Origin of the sequence: Parapedobacter sp. SGR-10, from assembly GCF_011030405.1 — a bacterium.
Classification (GTDB): Bacteria; Bacteroidota; Bacteroidia; order Sphingobacteriales; family Sphingobacteriaceae; genus Sphingobacterium.
In genome coordinates this window covers 19,164-35,677 of the sequence record NZ_JAAJTJ010000031.1, presented here as the reverse complement: position 1 = coordinate 35,677, position 16,514 = coordinate 19,164, and the positions used below count along the sequence as shown (strand labels likewise).

Annotated in this window: 14 protein-coding genes; 10 read left to right on the top strand and 4 right to left on the bottom strand. The window is 44.7% G+C overall.

The features are described 5' to 3' along the window. The first annotated feature begins 76 nt into the window (after positions 1-76). From mreC to rodA, 4 genes are read left to right on the top strand one after another with little or no spacing between them, the layout of a single operon-like run. Positions 77-916, top strand: coding sequence for a rod shape-determining protein MreC (mreC, locus tag G5B00_RS16145; protein WP_163877894.1), 840 nt, complete (start codon positions 77-79; stop codon positions 914-916). After that, entirely contained in the window at positions 909-1,433 is a 525-nt protein-coding gene (locus G5B00_RS16140; protein WP_163877891.1) for a rod shape-determining protein MreD, read from the top strand. The genes mreC and G5B00_RS16140 overlap by 8 nt, the downstream gene beginning before the upstream one ends. A 9-nt stretch (positions 1,434-1,442) precedes the next feature. Then, positions 1,443-3,404: a penicillin-binding protein 2 gene (gene mrdA / locus G5B00_RS16135; protein WP_163877889.1), complete on the top strand. Its 1,962-nt coding sequence runs from the start codon at positions 1,443-1,445 to the stop codon at positions 3,402-3,404. Further along, positions 3,397-4,671, top strand: a complete 1,275-nt coding sequence (gene rodA / locus G5B00_RS16130; protein WP_163877886.1) for a rod shape-determining protein RodA — start codon at positions 3,397-3,399, stop codon at positions 4,669-4,671. Before mrdA ends, rodA begins: the two co-directional genes overlap by 8 nt. An 18-nt stretch (positions 4,672-4,689) precedes the next feature. Here the strand turns inward: rodA and G5B00_RS16125 are convergent, their stop codons facing one another. The 4 genes from G5B00_RS16125 to G5B00_RS16110 all read right to left on the bottom strand — a co-directional run bounded on the left by G5B00_RS16125 (position 4,690) and on the right by G5B00_RS16110 (position 8,822). After that, entirely contained in the window at positions 4,690-6,393 is a 1,704-nt protein-coding gene (locus G5B00_RS16125; RefSeq protein WP_163877882.1) for an amidohydrolase, read from the bottom strand. Positions 6,394-6,499: 106 nt separating this feature from the next. After that, positions 6,500-7,354 (bottom strand): nucleoside phosphorylase, encoded by an 855-nt coding sequence (locus tag G5B00_RS16120; protein WP_163877879.1) that lies wholly within the window; start codon positions 7,352-7,354, stop codon positions 6,500-6,502. Then, positions 7,351-7,968, bottom strand: coding sequence for a YigZ family protein (locus G5B00_RS16115; protein WP_163877876.1), 618 nt, complete (start codon positions 7,966-7,968; stop codon positions 7,351-7,353). The genes G5B00_RS16120 and G5B00_RS16115 overlap by 4 nt, the downstream gene beginning before the upstream one ends. Beyond that, positions 7,965-8,822 (bottom strand): EamA/RhaT family transporter, encoded by an 858-nt coding sequence (locus G5B00_RS16110; RefSeq protein ID WP_163877873.1) that lies wholly within the window; start codon positions 8,820-8,822, stop codon positions 7,965-7,967. Before G5B00_RS16110 ends, G5B00_RS16115 begins: the two co-directional genes overlap by 4 nt. 760 nt (positions 8,823-9,582) lie before the next feature. Between G5B00_RS16110 and G5B00_RS16105 the strand changes: the two genes are divergently transcribed. The 6 genes from G5B00_RS16105 to G5B00_RS16080 all read left to right on the top strand — a co-directional run bounded on the left by G5B00_RS16105 (position 9,583) and on the right by G5B00_RS16080 (position 16,500). Beyond that, a complete protein-coding gene (locus tag G5B00_RS16105; protein WP_163877870.1) occupies positions 9,583-10,407 on the top strand; it encodes a prephenate dehydratase in 825 nt (274 codons plus the stop codon). A 92-nt stretch (positions 10,408-10,499) separates the two neighbouring features. Then, positions 10,500-11,612: a chorismate mutase gene (locus tag G5B00_RS16100; protein WP_163877867.1), complete on the top strand. Its 1,113-nt coding sequence runs from the start codon at positions 10,500-10,502 to the stop codon at positions 11,610-11,612. Next, complete coding sequence (gene aroA / locus G5B00_RS16095; RefSeq protein ID WP_205966450.1) at positions 11,612-12,859, top strand: 3-phosphoshikimate 1-carboxyvinyltransferase; 1,248 nt, start codon at positions 11,612-11,614, stop codon at positions 12,857-12,859. Before G5B00_RS16100 ends, aroA begins: the two co-directional genes overlap by 1 nt. Before the next feature lie 48 nt (positions 12,860-12,907). Next, positions 12,908-13,993 carry a chorismate synthase gene (gene aroC, locus G5B00_RS16090; RefSeq protein WP_163877864.1) on the top strand — a complete coding sequence of 362 codons (1,086 nt, stop codon included), beginning with the start codon at positions 12,908-12,910 and terminating at the stop codon, positions 13,991-13,993. A gap of 239 nt (positions 13,994-14,232) precedes the next feature. Further along, a complete protein-coding gene (locus G5B00_RS16085; RefSeq protein ID WP_163877861.1) occupies positions 14,233-15,126 on the top strand; it encodes a CPBP family intramembrane glutamic endopeptidase in 894 nt (297 codons plus the stop codon). A 21-nt stretch (positions 15,127-15,147) separates the two neighbouring features. Next, positions 15,148-16,500, top strand: a complete 1,353-nt coding sequence (locus G5B00_RS16080; RefSeq protein WP_163877858.1) for an exonuclease domain-containing protein — start codon at positions 15,148-15,150, stop codon at positions 16,498-16,500. Positions 16,501-16,514: the final 14 nt, after the last annotated feature.

The following is a 16,514-nucleotide window of genomic DNA, read 5'->3' as shown; positions in this document are numbered from 1 at the left end:
AAATACACATGTTGCCGAAAATACAAACACGCACATGCGTATTCCATATGGCCGTTAAAAAGCAAAATAGATACATATGAAAAACCTTTGGCTCTTTCTGGTCAGATACAACGCATTTTTTCTGTTTATCTTGTTTTTCGTATTTTCTATCGTTTTGGTCGTACGCAATAACAATTACCAACGCGCATCTTTCTTCAATTCATCCAATGCTGTCGTAGGTTCCTATTTCAAAAAAATAAACTCTTGGAAAGCTTATCTGGCCTTGGCCGATGACAACCAAAAGCTATTGGAGGAAAATGCCCTGCTGAGAAAGCAACTACAAGGTTTTCTTGCCATCGATACCAACAGTCAGATACAATTGATCGACAGTATCGAAATAGACAGGTATGACTTTACAGTGGCTACTGTGATCAACAACAGTATCCACCAAAAGAGCAATTACATCACATTGGACAAAGGAAGTAGCCACGGTGTCCATGCCAATATGGGGGTGATCACATCCAATGGCATCGTCGGTATTGTGGAAAATGTTTCCAAAAATTTCAGTACGGTACGTTCATTGCTACATCCTGATATACGGATCTCGGTCAGTCTGGATAGTGTGAGCGACGCTTTCGGCTCATTGGTCTGGGGCAACAACATCGATTCGAGATATGCTATGGTTCGGGATATCCCCAATCATGTCAAGGCTTATGTAGGCCAACCTATCTTCACATCGGGGTATTCTACCCTCTTTCCCAAGGGAATAAAGGTGGGACATGTCATTGAACCGGAAGTCATTTCGGGAGAAAGTTTCAAGGAGATCAGAATACTATTGACTACTGATTTTTCAAAGTTGCATCACGTGTACATTGTAAAAGACAAACTGGCAGAGGAAAAAGTTTCATTAGAAGCACTGAACAAAGACAATGAATAATAATTTGATTTCCAATATTATACGTTTTCTCATTCTTATCTTCATTCAGGTAGGACTGTTCAAGAATATGGGCTACTATAGTCTGGCGACTCCCTTTCCGTACATCTTATTTATATTGCTGCTACCCATTGGCCTGTCCAATTTCATGCTGTTTGTCATCGCACTATTGACCGGGCTTACCGTAGACGCTTTTTACGATAGTGTGGGTGTACATGCCGCAGCATGTGTAGCCCTGGCCTGGTTTCGTATATTTTTCCATCGCATCACGCTCGATATAGATGCACAAGAATCGTTGAATACACCCTCTTGGGGAAATATGGGCTTCAAATGGTTTGGAACCTATGTGGTGCTGAGTACATTGGCCCACCATATCGTGTTATTTTTCGTGGAAGTTTTTTCTTTTAAGAATTTTTTAAATACATTGTCCAGTATTGTTTTGAGCAGTGTATTCACTATTGTCTTGATTTTTATTATTGGCATTGTTACCTATCGACGGAAGTCGCGTCTGGCAAGTTAAACGAAAGGGATGAACAACAGTTTTTTTGAACGAAAATATGTTATTCTCGGTGTTTTTATCGGATTAGCCATTCTAATCCTTGTTCGTCTGTTTTATATACAGGTGCTAGACGACTCGTATCGTTTGTCAGCAGACAACAATGTCTTACGAAAGATAAATATCTACCCCGCCCGTGGGGTCATTCTGGATCGTAATGGAAAAATTCTCGTACAAAACGAACCCGTGTATGACATCATGGTCACACCACGGGAGGTAAAAGACCTGGATACTGCCTTGTTGTGCCAATTGTTGAATATCGACCTCAAAGGTTTTGAGACCCGAATGCAAAAAGCAAAGGCCCACTCCTCTTACCGCAGTTCTACGTTTGAAAAAATGGTTTCTAGCGAAACCTATGCGCAACTCCAGGAGCACCTCTACAAATTCAAGGGGTTCTATGCATTAAACCGTACGGTGCGCAGCTATCCCGATAGTATCGCAGCCCAATTTCTCGGTTATATTCAGGAAGTCAATGAAAAAGACATTGAGCGCTCCAAGGGGTTCTATCGTTCGGGAGACTACATCGGAGCTAGTGGCGTAGAAAGATCGTATGAAGAACTGCTACGTGGCCAGCGCGGTGTCAAAAATCTGATGGTGGATGTTTTGGGCAGGCCGAAAGGTTCTTTTATGGACGGCAAATACGATACATTGGCCGTTTCGGGAGACGGTCTGGTCTCCTCCCTGGACAGGGATCTACAGATCCTTGCCGAGAAGCTGATGAAAAACAAGATGGGATCCGTGGTGGCCATCGAGCCTGCTACGGGCGAGATTCTGACATTTGTCAGTAGCCCTGGCTACAACCCCAATCTCATGGTCGGCAGAGAACGGGGCAACAACTACATGAAACTGTTGCACGATCCGACAAAACCTCTTTTTATCCGTCCTATACAGGCCTCCTACCCCCCCGGCTCTGTGTTCAAGGTCGTATCCGCACTGACTGCCCAACAGGCTGGTATCATCACCCCCCAAACCATCTTCAATTGTCCGGGGGGATACCGCTATGGTGGAGGCAGAGGGTTCATGCGTTGCACCCATGTCGATGGCCCTACCGATCTGATCAAATCTATACAAAGATCTTGCAACACCTATTATGGTCATGTATATGCCCGTATGATCGATTCCAGAGGAATGCCGGCACCCAAGGCTTACGAGCTCTGGCGGGAAGGCTTGGGCAAGTTTGGTTTAGGTCATACGCTCGGCATCGACCTGCCTGGAGAAAAGGGAGGAATGGTCCCTAGCGCAGACTTCTACACAAAACGCTACGGAAATGAAAAATGGGGTTCCAGCTTTAATATTTCTCTTTCCATCGGACAAGGTGAACTGGGGATCACGCCGTTGCAAATGGCCAACCTCATGGCCATTGTCGCCAACAGAGGATTCTATTATCGCCCCCACCTGATCAAAGGCATAGGCGAACGGCAGATTATCAAAGAAGAATACACCGAAAAAATGTGGGCAGGTGTAGATGAAAAGCATTACGAACCGGTCATCGAAGGTATGAGCAGGGCGGTATCCAGCGGAACGGCAGCCGGATCGAAGATAAAGGATATAGAAATGTGTGGAAAGACCGGGACGGTACAAAACCCGCATGGTGAAAACCACGCAGTATTCTTTGCTTTCGCGCCTCGTCATGATCCTAAGATAGCGATTGCCGTATTTGTCGAAAATGCGGGATATGGCGGTACCTGGGCCGCTCCCATTGCCAGTATGCTGGTCGAACAACATCTGAAAGACACTATTACACTGCCCAAATATATCCAGGATCGCATATACAACGCTAACCTACTGCCAAAAACGGCTCCAAAACCAACGCCGCAGGAAGCAAAAGTAAGCACTACAGCCTCGAACAGCGAAGATCGCGGACAGGCTTCGTCCACGGATCATACGTCCAATCTACTTGTACACCATAGCCAAATAAGACGCCACCATGACTAGAACGAGACATAGTAATTTTTTGGGCAACCTGGATTGGTTTACAGTCTGTCTTTGGCTCATACTATGCCTTATTGGATGGTTCAATATCCGGGCAGCAGTATATGATCCGGAAAATCCAGCATTGTTTAATCTATCTGCAAACGATGGCAAACAAGCATTGTTTATTTTCACGGCCATCGTGCTCGGGTTCTGCATACTGATCATCGATCAGCGATTTTTTATCTCGATGACGCCTTTTTTTTACATTTTGGTCATCCTGCTATTGATCGCTGTATTGGGCATAGGGCGTAGTGTAGGGGGCAATCAGGCATGGATTCCTTTAGGAACATTTCGACTACAACCTTCCGAATTCGCAAAACTAGGCACATGCCTGCTATTGGCCTATTACCTCAACACACAGTCGAACAAAATGCCTAATCTCCAGACATTGGTGATAGGTGCTTGTATCGTATTGTTACCATTTTGCCTTGTCTTGTTGCAAAAAGACACCGGTTCCGCACTTGTATTCCTTTCGCTTGTATTTGTCTTCTATCGTGAGGGGTATGTAGGAACCAATCTCCTGATCATAGCAGGGCTAGCCATTTTATTCTTTGTCCTGGCACTATTGTACAATCAATGGATTCTCATTCTCATACTGGCTCTGATCACGACGCTGCTTTTCTTTTTGTTGGGCAAAAAGAAGAAATATATCATGAGCCTGCTCTTGTTCTTTGTGGCATCGTCTGTGTACATATTGTCCGTAGATTATATATTCAATAATATCCTCAAACCGCATCAACGCGGACGTATCGATGTGGTTCTCGGAAAACTGGATGATCCACGTGACCTGGGCTATCAACTGACCCAATCCAAGATCGCTATCGGTTCGGGACAACTGTTTGGCAAGGGCTACCTACAGGGCACGCAGACCAAATACAACTTCGTCCCCGAGCAGAGCACAGACTTTATCATCTGTACGGTAGGCGAAGAATGGGGTTTTGTCGGCACGGCAGTATTGATCCTTTTATACCTGACATTGCTGATCCGTATCGTGAATATTGCCGAACGGCAAAAAACTGTTTTTGCACGCACCTATGCTTACGGTGTAGCCTCCATCCTTTTCTTCCATTTCTTTATCAATATCGGCATGACTATTGGCTTCGTTCCTGTCATCGGGATACCATTGCCTTTTATCAGCTACGGAGGATCCTCCTTATGGAGCTTTACGATCCTCCTGTTTCTGCTATTAAGGTTCGATTCAGCCAGAAAAGGACTTTCGCCTTATTAACTCATTATTTAAATATCATCAATTTCTTTTAAATATTGTCTTACCCTCTTTAATGGTTTCCAACACGACAATATCCTTGATTTTATGGACAGGAACTTTTGTAGGATCACCGGACAGCACCACCATATCGGCCAGTTTGCCGGGTTCCAACGAGCCCTTGACATTCTCCTCGGAATACTGATAAGCACCATTCCATGTAATGGCCCGCAATCCCTCTTCAGGACTGACACGCTGATCTGCACCGATGATCTGACCCGAACGGGACTCTCTGGCGACAGATGTCCATAGCAAGAAAAGCTGGTTGATCGGTGTAACCCCAAAATCTGTATGGTTGGTAAAGATTACACCTTTCTCCTTTGCTGCTCTCAACGGACTCAGAAAATGAGCTCTTTTTACACCTAGATTCTCGGTATGTACATCTCCCCAGAAGTAGGCATGGTTTGTGAAAAACGATGGGATCAACCCAAGCTCTGCACAGGCATCCAACTGATCCGGCCGCACAAATTGTGAATGTATGATAACAGGCCTACGCTCCTGACTACCTTTTCCAAGAGCCTTATTGGCCTTTTTTACCGCCTCGATGTACATATCTATCGATGCATCCCCATTACAGTGTGCATATACCTGTATATTGTTTTTGAAAGCTTCCAAAACACTTTTATCAAGCAATCCTTGCGTAATGGTAGGCATACCGATACAGCCCGAATCACAGCCTGGCACTTCAGTCAGATACGGCTCGGTAAAGAAAGCTGTTTTACCCTGTGGAGACCCATCGGTAAATACCTTCACACCTGTCAATGTCAACCGCTTATCAAGCTTCCCAAACTTCATTCCTTCATCGATCAGCCTGAACATCAGACTACGGGCAGCCAATACTTCTACATCGATGTCTAGCAGCTTACGTTTTGCAGCCTCTTTCAGCAGGTTTAACGTAGCCAGGCTCGTACTTCCATTCTGCGCAGTCGTAATTCCATGACTGGCGTACCATTCTTGCTGTTTTTGAAGCAGATCCAACCGCTCCTCCAATGTCAACGCTTTCCGCCTGGTCTTTACCAGGTTTCTTGCTGTTTCCAACAATAGTCCTGTCGCTTCGCCCGTCTTGGGATCCCGCACGACTTGACCTCCTTTTGGATCAGGCGTATCCTTGTTGATGCCTGAAAGCTTCAATGCATATGAATTGACCACAGCGATATGACCAGAATTATGAGTCAGCCACACAGGATTGTCCGGGAATGCAGCGTCCAAGTCACCCTTGACGGGATGCCTTTTTTCTTTTAATTGATCGGTATCATATCCTCGGGCAAAAATCCATGTGCCTGCCGGTATATGGAGCGAATCTTTGTACTGCTTGATGACACGTACAATATCACTGATCTCCAGTACCTGGCCTACCGGAGGTGGCGATATATCCACTGTATTGAATCGGGTCAATGTACCAAAATGGCTATGTCCATCAATAAATCCCGGTATTAAGGTTTTTCCTTTTAGGTCTACAATCTTTGTCCTTTTGCCCTGATGCTTCCGTATACTTTGGTTGGTACCCACAGCCAAGATCCGCCCCTTCAGAATAGCCATAGCTTCTGCTCTTTCGTTATTCGCATTTACGGTTAATATATTTCCGTTGATGTACACGACATCCGCAGGGACTGTTGTTTGTGGAGAAAAGCCGAATAGCACAGATATCAGTGCACCCAACAACAACCATCTGTTACGTTTTTTCATTATTAATATAGTAGTCTTGTTTTTAAGTTTTACAATATGCCTTTTAGGATGAGCGAATATAAAACACTTTCATGAGGTTTGCCAAATTACACAGGTATCAATCAAGTTACACCCTCTCCAATACATAGCGGATCATATCGTCGATCATCTGTTTGGGATTTTCACTGAGTTGATCGTTTACACGGCTAGCCAGGATCGTATTGATGGACAGTGCATGGTGGCCAAACATATTGGCCAGTGCGTATATTCCTGCTGTTTCCATTTCTAGATGTGTAATCCTCTTCTCCGCCAAAGAAAACCCAACGGCCTTTTCGATCAGGTCTGGATATACATTGTTTGACCGGATATGTCGGCCTTGCGGGCCATAAAACCCCGGGACGGTCATCGTCAACCCTTTAGGAAGATCCGATGCAAATTGGGACAACAGCTTCGTACTGGCCCTACCCACATAAGGCTGAAAATTCAAAGCCGGAAAATGTTGTTGGGCTACTTCTTTGATAGCCGTCTCCTGTTCGGTATAAGGCTTGATATAATATTGCATTAAGGCATCAAAGCCGATAGCATATTCGCTCGCCAGTACCGTACCCACAGCAATATTGCCTTGTATAGATCCCGACGTACCTATACGGATAATATCCAAAGAAGTAAGATCGTCTTTAAGGGATTTGGTCTCAAAATCAATATTGACCAATGCATCCAGTTCATTGAGTACAATGTCAATATTATCTGTCCCGATTCCGGAGGAAATGACGGAGATCCGTTGCCCCTTCCATAGACCGGTGTGGGTGATAAAATCTTTTTTCCCTTTCTTGACAACCACATTGTCCAGATAGCGGGACACCCATTGCAAGCGTTCGGGATCGCCAACCAGGATGATGGTTTGTGCCAGATCCTCTGGCCTCAAGTTGAGATGGTAGATACTGCCATCTGTATTCAAAATCAATTCAGAATCTGCAATCATAAGGTCATTACGTATGTATAGCGTATTTGTTCTAGTTTATCCAACTTTTGAAGCACCTGATTTACCTGCATTTTTCGAACCTCTACATCCATCGAACAGTTGTTGTCAAATTGCTGCTTTAAGATAGGTAAATTTTCTTCTTTCACCAAACGCATGACTGCATTCATCTGCAAATAATCAAAATCTATGCGATATATATCATTTACCGTCTTCTCTACAATAGCAGCACTGTCCAATGCTTCCTGCGTTGCCATCTTGTAGGCATGAATCAAGCCGGGTACACCGAGCAACGTCCCCCCGAAATAACGGACGACTACGACCAGTATATTCGTCACGTCTTTGGATAGCAAGACATTCAGTATAGGTCGGCCTGCCGTGCCCGAAGGTTCGCCATCATCGTTGATCCGAAAGACCGAGCGATCCGTGGTCAGTCTATACGCCCAGCAATGATGCCTGGCCTTCGGATGCCGGGATTTGAGCTCTGCCACAATGTCTTTCAGCCCGGACTCCTCCTTAAAAGGATAGGCATAGGCGATAAACTTACTTCCCCTGTCCCGAAATATACCTTCCGAAGACGCTTCTATCGTTAGATATGTATCCTCAAATAAACTCACAGATAATAAATCAATAATACCGAAAATATAGCCAATCCCAATCCGATCTTATTCAACAAACTCAGTCTCTCCTTAAAAAAGACCATTCCGACAATTCCGCCTAAGACAATCCCTCCCACATCCATGGTTGTAAAGACCACCGAAGGGTTGTCTTTCAACAAGCGATGTGCCTTCATGTACAGAAAGATATTAGCAAAGTTGAAAAATCCCATCCCGAGTCCCCATAATATGGCTCGCCTGTCCAATTGTTCGTGCTTAAAATAAAGTTTATATAGCAAAATCCCAAACGCAACCAGCATGGCAAGGGTAAATACAATAAATAAGGAAACAAAATATACTTCTCTACTGTACTGCGTCACCTGTTTGAACAGAATATCGATCCCTCCCATCCCCAAGAACACGACCAAAGGATAAAATATAGCTTTGTGGTTCGAAGAAGTAGAGGAGGATTGCCAACTCACGGAAAAGGCAACAGCAATCAACCCTACCAATACACCTATCAGACTTTTATCAGCCAAACTTTCGCCAAAGAGAAGAAACGAAGCTGCAAGCGGGATAACCAACGAAAGCCGTTGGGCAATATCGGTCTTGACAATACCGCTATACTGTATAGCCAAAGCAATAAAGATAAACATCGTAGGTAACAATACAGCCAATGGGATGTAAAAATGAAAAGGCAATTGGCCCAGCTGCACAGACGAAAAATCCGGCTGCAACAATACCCAGGACAACAGTACGGTAATAGGGTAATTCCAAAGCACCAATTGCTGGGTATTGATACCCTTAGCACGCCCTACCTTGATAATAACGGAAACAATGACACTACAACAGATACTCAATAATAGATATAGCATAAATATATTCTTGGAGACAAAGCTGTCTAAAAAGCCCTGTATTTTAGATCGTCATCCTCGAACGCAGTGAAGGATCTCGTCAAAGTAAATGCGTTACTATGACGAGATGTCTCGACTTCCTGCCTATCGCAGACAGGCACTCAACAACTTGTCCGACTACTGGCGGATGACGGCTTTTTAGACACCATCATTTACGGCTCTAAGTTACAGTTTCGGAATTAGAAGTCTCATAAGAGTGAAATATTTTTTATCCTTGCACTATAAAACACCAATTAAAATCACAATATCTATACAATATTTTACACATATTTCTTATAATATTTTCAACAAAATAAGCACAAAATACTCCATAATTTTGACTAAAAAATTGAATAAAAAATATATTATTTTATATATAAAAAACACTAAATAAATATAAATAACTCATATACAATAGTTTTAAAAAAAAAATTAAATATAAAAGACAAGCGAAAAAATAATCAAATTTATAGTGTAAAAAACGCTATTATTTCTCATCATAAAAGTGATAAAAAACGATAAATAAAAACATTTTTTTTTAAAATTATTTGCACATATAAAATATTACATCTACCTTTGGATCACTATATACGAGATATGACAAGATATACAACATATTTTTATTTTGGCTTCTTTTATTTTATGGATAAAAGCCGGGATTGATATGTTTATAGATTAGGAATAAACAAAAAAGTCCCGGATATAAATCCGGGACTTTTTTTGTGACAAGACAAGAAACAATATGAGTACAAAAATAGCAATACAAGGTGTCAAAGCCTCCTTTCATGAAGAAGCCGCACTCAAATATTTTGGTGACGACATCGAAACACTTGAATGTAGCTCCTTCAAACAGACCTGCGAAATGCTCAAACAAGGCAAAGCGGACTATGTCGTCATGGCCATCGAGAACTCCATTGCAGGTAGTATATTGCCCAACTACAACTTACTGCGGGACTACAGATTTCACATCATCGGCGAAGTACACCTGATCATCCAACAGAACCTTTTGGCGCTGCCCGGTGTAAAACTGAGTGACATCAAGATCGTAGAATCCCATCCGATCGCTATCCGTCAATGCGACGAATTCCTAAGCGAGCATCCCGATTGGGAAGTCAAGGAAGGCATGGATACAGCAGGATGCGCCAAAAAGATCAAAGATGAAAAACTGACAACGACCGCAGCCATTGCCAGCGAGCATGCAGCTAAGACCTATGGCCTGGAAATCCTGGAAAGACGTATCGAGACACACAAGAAAAACGCGACCCGCTTCCTTATTCTCTCCAACCAGGTCGTCGAGCAGAAAAATGCCAACAAAGCCTCTCTGTCGTTTCAGACCGGCAATGCCGTGGGAGCCTTGGCCAATGTACTGCAATGCTTTGCCGAACAGAATGTCAATCTCAGCAAGATACAGTCTATGCCGGTAGTCGGCCGTCGCAACGAATACGACTTCTATGTAGACGTAGAATGGAAAAAACAATCCGACTACGATGCCGCTATCCGGAAGGTATTGAAGCATACCGCCAATTTCAGCATCATGGGCGAGTATATTAAAAATGAAAAAGTATAATAAATCGGAACAAAGAACAAGGATTAAAGATTCAGGACATTTTCAAATCAAAAATCGTAATTCGTAAATCAAAAATCGTAAATCATTAAGACATGAAACATACATTAGACATCCTTCCTTTGAGCTCTTGGATAGATACAGGAGACAAACCATTGATCATAGCAGGTCCTTGTAGTGCCGAGACCGAAGAACAATTGGTATCTACAGCACACCTATTGGCCAATACAGGCAAAGTCAACGTACTACGTGCCGGTATATGGAAACCGCGTACCCGTCCGGGAGAATTCGAAGGTATCGGAAGCATCGGTTTGGAATGGCTGAAACGTGCCAAAGAAGAGACAGGGCTATTGACAGCGACAGAAGTAGCTACAGCAAAGCACGTCGAAGAAGCTCTGGCAGCAGGCGTAGACGTACTATGGGTAGGTGCTCGCTCTACGGCAAACCCATTTACCGTACAAGAGATCGCGGACGCGCTACAGGCAGCCGGGTCAGACGTACCTGTATTGGTCAAAAACCCCGTAAATCCTGACCTTTCCTTATGGATCGGTGCTCTGGAACGCATCAACCGTGCAGGTATCAAAAAAATCGGTGCCATCCATAGAGGCTTCTCTTCGTTCGAAAAGACAGCTTTCCGCAACGAACCTATGTGGGATCTGGCCATCCAACTGAAAACAGCCTGTCCCGACCTGCCGATCATCAATGACCCAAGCCATATCTGTGGTAACCGCGAACTTATTCCGTACATCACACAAAAAGCTTTGGACATGGATATGCAGGGATTGATCATCGAGTCACACATCGATCCATCCGTCGCCTGGACAGATGCCAAACAACAGGTTACTCCGGCCGCATTGGCAGATTTGCTCGATCATGTCGCCGTGCGTCACGCGCAGTCCAACAATCCTGCTTTCGAAGACAAATTGGCAGAATTGCGTAAGCAGATTGACAAGCTGGACGATCAGATCATCAAGCAAATCGGCGACCGTATGAAGGTAGCAGAGAAAATAGGTGAATACAAACGTGACAACGACGTGACCATCCTACAGGTAAGCCGTTGGGATGAGATCGTACAAAAGCGTGCCCAATTGGCCAAAGCATTGAACCTTAGCGAAGATTTTGCGGTAAAATTCCTCGAATTGCTGCACAACGAATCCATCCGCAAGCAAAACGAAATCATGAATGCCCCAACCGTTGCTAACGCATAATGAGTACAAGCATTAAACTAATACATTCAACTAAACAGGTAAGTGGCACGGTACAGCTTACAGGCTCCAAGTCTGAGAGCAACCGTGCTCTTATTATACAAGCCTTGAGCGGGGGACGGGTTCGTATCGAAAACATATCCGAGGCAGACGATACCCTCCTACTGACCAATGCCTTGGCAAAGGCTAACGAAAGTGGTCATGGACAACAAATCATCAACATCGGTCCTGCCGGAACAGCCATGCGCTTCATGACCTCCTACCTCAATCTGGTGCAGGGCGATTTTATACTGACCGGAACGGAGCGTATGCAGCAACGGCCTATCGGTATTTTGGTGGATGCCCTTAAAGAGATCGGGGCTGACATCCATTATCAGAAAAAAACAGGCTTCCCTCCTCTCCATATCGAGGGCAAACTGTTCCAAAGCAAGGACACCGTCAAGATACAGGGCAATATCAGTAGCCAGTACATTTCTTCCCTTCTACTGGTGGCATCCGCCTTGAAAAAAGGATTGACGCTGGAGATCGAAGGCGAGTTGACCTCCCGTCCCTACGTGACCATGACTTTGAACATGCTCGAAGAAGCCGGTATCACACACGAATGGACAGACAACAAAATCCATATTGCCTCACAGCAGGCCAAGGAAACCACTCTTTATATCGAACCCGATTGGAGTGCTGCTTCATACTGGTACGCCATGGTGGCTCTGTCCGAACAAGGCGAGATCTTCCTTCGTGGATTGAAGCAAAACAGCCTGCAAGGAGATATGGCCATTGCAGAGATCATGGCACATTTTGGTGTCTCTACGGAATTTACCGAAACCGGTATCCAGCTCCGCAAGACAACCTTCATCTCGGACAAAAAACTGTTTGATTTTAAAGAATGTCCCGATCTGGCACAGACCGTCGTGGTGGTAGCAGCCGCTTTGAAAAAGGACGTATCCTTTACCGGATTGGAAACCTTAAAAATCAAAGAAACTGACCGCATAGCAGCATTGCAAAATGAAATTGCTAAATTCGGCGTAGAATTGGTGGTGGACGGCGAAACCTACCATTTGCGAACGGCAAATTTCAAAGAGCCTGAACAACTCTCCATAGCCACTTACGAAGATCATCGCATGGCTATGGCTTTTGCCCCATTGGCATTGGTATTCCCGGCAATCCACATCGAAGAACCACAGGTTGTCGAAAAATCGTATCCTATGTATTGGGATCATTTGAAGCAACAGGGGTTTTCCATAATTCAGTAAGGGCAAATAATCATTTGCCCCTACCACATATATCTCAATACTAACACAATGGCAGGAAATTCATTTGGCAACCTTTTTAAGATCACGACTTTCGGCGAATCGCACGGAACAGCCATCGGTGTGATCATCGACGGTTGTCCTCCCAATATCGAATTGGACATGGATTTTATCCAATCCGAATTGGACAAAAGACGTCCCGGACAGTCCAAGATCACGACACAGCGCAAAGAAAGTGACACCGCACAGATCCTTTCGGGTATATTCGAAGGCAAATCCACCGGAACACCTATTGCTATTCTTATTCCCAACGAAGATCAACGCTCAAAAGACTATTCGCATATAGCCGACAAGTATCGTCCTTCACATGCCGACTACACCTATCAGATGAAGTATGGCATCCGTGATTACCGTGGTGGAGGTCGTTCTTCGGCACGTGAAACCGCGGCACGTGTAGCTGCAGGAGCCATTGCAAAACTATTTTTAAAACAACAAGGCATCGAGATCTTTGCACATGTATCCGGTGTGGGTTCTATCGAAGCACCCAATGTGGACAGCAGCGATCTCAAGACTCTATTGGAAACCCGTGAGGCCAATATTGTACGCTGTGCCGATCCGGCTACAGCACATGAAATGGAAGAATTTATCAACGATATCCGCAAGGCCGGGGATACTGTAGGCGGTCGCATATCAGCGATTATCCGTCACGTACCTGCCGGATTGGGCGAACCGGTCTTTGACAGGCTCCACGCAGATCTTGGAAAAGCTATGCTCAGCATCAATGCTGTACATGGATTCGAATACGGATCGGGATTCGAAGGGTCCAAGCTACAAGGTTCGCAGCACAACGATATTTTCTCGGCCGACGATGGCAAAGTCATTACACACACCAACTTCTCAGGAGGTATACAAGGTGGTATCTCCAACGGTATGGACATCACTTTTAAAGTAGCATTCAAACCCGTTGCGACGATCATGCGTGACCAACAAACCTTAAACCAGGCAGGCGAAGAAACCACAATATCCGGCAAAGGCCGTCACGATCCTTGTGTCGTGCCCCGTGCCGTCATTATTGTCGAAGCTATGGCCGCATTGGTCATCGCCGATCATCTGCTAAGGCAAAAAGCTTATTGTTGAAACATCATTGCCATTCCGACGGTAGAGCCTGTCCCGAATATCGGAAAGGAATCTGTCTTTCCGGCAAATCGATACCTGCCTGCGGTAGGCAAGTCTCCTATCGTCGACATGACATAAAAACGGATTATCTTCGATGAGCACCTCGTGTTCTTTGTTGTACAACATTTGCCAACGATCTTGATGTACAGATGCAGATCTTTTCGTATCTTTATGGTGTTCCATAATCGCAAGCCACGTCTATGAAAAAATCCGTCCAATTCATCATCCTGACCTGTGCACTTAGTTGGGCAATAGCCGGAATAGCCATCTTGCTAGGATTGCATCAAGCCAAAGGGTTAGTTTATACGGTTTTTGCATCTACTTATATGCTGTTGCCTGCTGCTTGCGCCATTATCCTGCAAGTCATCCACAAAGAGAAACCCTTCAGCAACCTACATATCTCTGTTCGTGGCAACAAGTGGTTTTTGGTCGCTGGAATTGTCCCTATCCTCTATAGCTTTATGGCTCTGGGCATAAGCCTCTTGTTTCCCGGTGTATCGTTCTCACCGAGCTATGATGGCCTATTGTCCAGTTTGCCTCCGGAGCAGGCCGAGCTGGCCAAACAACAACTTTCAAAATTCCCTCCTCTCATTTTTCTGCTGATACAATTGGGCAGTGCCATCATTGCAGGATATACCATCAACGCTCTATTTGCCTTTGGCGAAGAACTCGGATGGCGTGGCTATCTGTTACGGGAACTGCAACACCAAAAAACAGGAACAGTTTCTCTGATTACGGGGATTATCTGGGGGCTGTGGCATTTCCCCTTAATCCTCATCGGGCACAACTATCCGCAGCATCCCATCGCAGGGGTTGGTATGATGATTGTTTTATGCATTCTGCTGAGTCCAATGATGACCTATGTAGTCATCAAATCGAAGTCGGTCATCACTGCCGCCATATTCCACGGTACGAACAACGCCATTGCCGGTATTAGTATCTTGTATCTCGTCGGCGGCAATGATCTGATAAATGGTGTGACCGGTGTCGCGGGATTCATTGCTTTGCTATTGGCAAATCTTGGATTTTACCTATACGACAAGTACGTCAGTAAGGAAAACATTTTCTCTAAAAGGATTGGGGATTGTTTGTAATATTATTTCGTATTTTTGGGGATGGAATATGCGATTGTGGATATAGAGACGACGGGTTCCTACGCCGGGGCAAACAACATAACGGAGATAGCCATCATCATCCACAACGGCAAGCATATCATCGACAAGTTCCAATCCTTGATAAAACCCGCTATGCCGATTCCTTTCCATATACAGGCATTGACCGGGATCAGCGACGAAATGGTCGAGCATGCACCTGTTTTTCCGGACATTGCTCCCAAGATACACAATCTGTTACATGGAAGGATATTTGTTGCCCACAATGTCAACTTTGATTATTCCTTCATTGTACAAGAATTGCAATCGGCAGGTTATAGTTGGAAAGCCCCCAAACTCTGTACTGTGCGGCTTGCCCGTAAGATCATACCCAATCTGGCGTCTTACAGTTTGGGGAAATTGTGCCACAATCTCGGCATTGCCATCCGTGACAGGCACAGGGCCATGGGCGATGTAGAGGCGACAGTACAACTGTTCGAAACATTGATACAACGAGACAGGGAAGATATCATCACATCCACCTTACAAAAGACCAAAGAACACCGATTGCCCACACATATCGATGAGGAAGATTTTTTAAGGTTACCCGATACGGCAGGCATTTATATCTTTCGAAACAGGAGCGGGAAGATCATCTATGTCGGCAAAGCCATCAACATCAAAAAAAGAGTGTTGAGCCATTTTTCGGGCAACAATGGTTCGCAAAGGCGACAAGCCTTTCTCAATGAAATCTGTTCCATAGATTTCGAAGAAAGCGGCACAGAGTTGATGGCCTTATTGATGGAATGTCAAATGATCAAAACACATTGGCCCAAATACAACAGCGCATTGAAAAAATACGAGCCCAAATTTGGCCTTGTCCGCTATGAAGATCAAAAGGGGTATCAGCGTCTGCTCATATCCAAATTCAACAAGAATACCGAAACCCTTCAATATTTCGAACGGGCAACGGACGGAAACCAGTTACTGCTAAATCTCGTGGAAGATTTCCAATTGGAAAGCAAGCTCTGCACCTTCTATTCTCCCCAATCGGATGGCAAACCCCGATTTAGTTACGACAACCTCCCTCCGGTAGATATATACAATAACCGCGTACAGGCAGCTATAGACCATCTTTTTGCACAACAGCAGACCTTTCTACTGATCGACCAAGGACGTCATCTGGAAGAAAAATCCTATGTGTACTACAAGGACAATACACTCTACGCCTTTGGATTTGTAGACGTCATGCATCAAGCTATTGATCCAACCGATCTCGTCTCTGCAAAAGACCGATGTATCAGCAACTATTATATGAACAGCCTTGTACTGCAATACGCCGAACGGTTTCCGGGTAAAGTATGCCTTAAGCCATAGGCTGTATGCTTTAG

Bases quoted from the DNA above. Each gene is read 5' to 3' on its own strand.
- mreC (WP_163877894.1), top strand. From the start codon at position 77: ATGAAAAACCTTTGGCTCTTTCTGGTCAGATACAACGCATTTTTTCTG.
- G5B00_RS16140 (WP_163877891.1), top strand. From the start codon at position 909: ATGAATAATAATTTGATTTCCAATATTATACGTTTTCTCATTCTTATC.
- mrdA (WP_163877889.1), top strand. From the start codon at position 1,443: ATGAACAACAGTTTTTTTGAACGAAAATATGTTATTCTCGGTGTTTTT.
- rodA (WP_163877886.1), top strand. From the start codon at position 3,397: ATGACTAGAACGAGACATAGTAATTTTTTGGGCAACCTGGATTGGTTT.
- G5B00_RS16125 (WP_163877882.1), bottom strand. From the start codon at position 6,393: ATGAAAAAACGTAACAGATGGTTGTTGTTGGGTGCACTGATATCTGTG.
- G5B00_RS16120 (WP_163877879.1), bottom strand. From the start codon at position 7,354: ATGATTGCAGATTCTGAATTGATTTTGAATACAGATGGCAGTATCTAC.
- G5B00_RS16110 (WP_163877873.1), bottom strand. From the start codon at position 8,822: ATGCTATATCTATTATTGAGTATCTGTTGTAGTGTCATTGTTTCCGTT.
- G5B00_RS16105 (WP_163877870.1), top strand. From the start codon at position 9,583: ATGAGTACAAAAATAGCAATACAAGGTGTCAAAGCCTCCTTTCATGAA.
- G5B00_RS16100 (WP_163877867.1), top strand. From the start codon at position 10,500: ATGAAACATACATTAGACATCCTTCCTTTGAGCTCTTGGATAGATACA.
- aroA (WP_205966450.1), top strand. From the start codon at position 11,612: ATGAGTACAAGCATTAAACTAATACATTCAACTAAACAGGTAAGTGGC.
- aroC (WP_163877864.1), top strand. From the start codon at position 12,908: ATGGCAGGAAATTCATTTGGCAACCTTTTTAAGATCACGACTTTCGGC.
- G5B00_RS16085 (WP_163877861.1), top strand. From the start codon at position 14,233: ATGAAAAAATCCGTCCAATTCATCATCCTGACCTGTGCACTTAGTTGG.
- G5B00_RS16080 (WP_163877858.1), top strand. From the start codon at position 15,148: ATGGAATATGCGATTGTGGATATAGAGACGACGGGTTCCTACGCCGGG.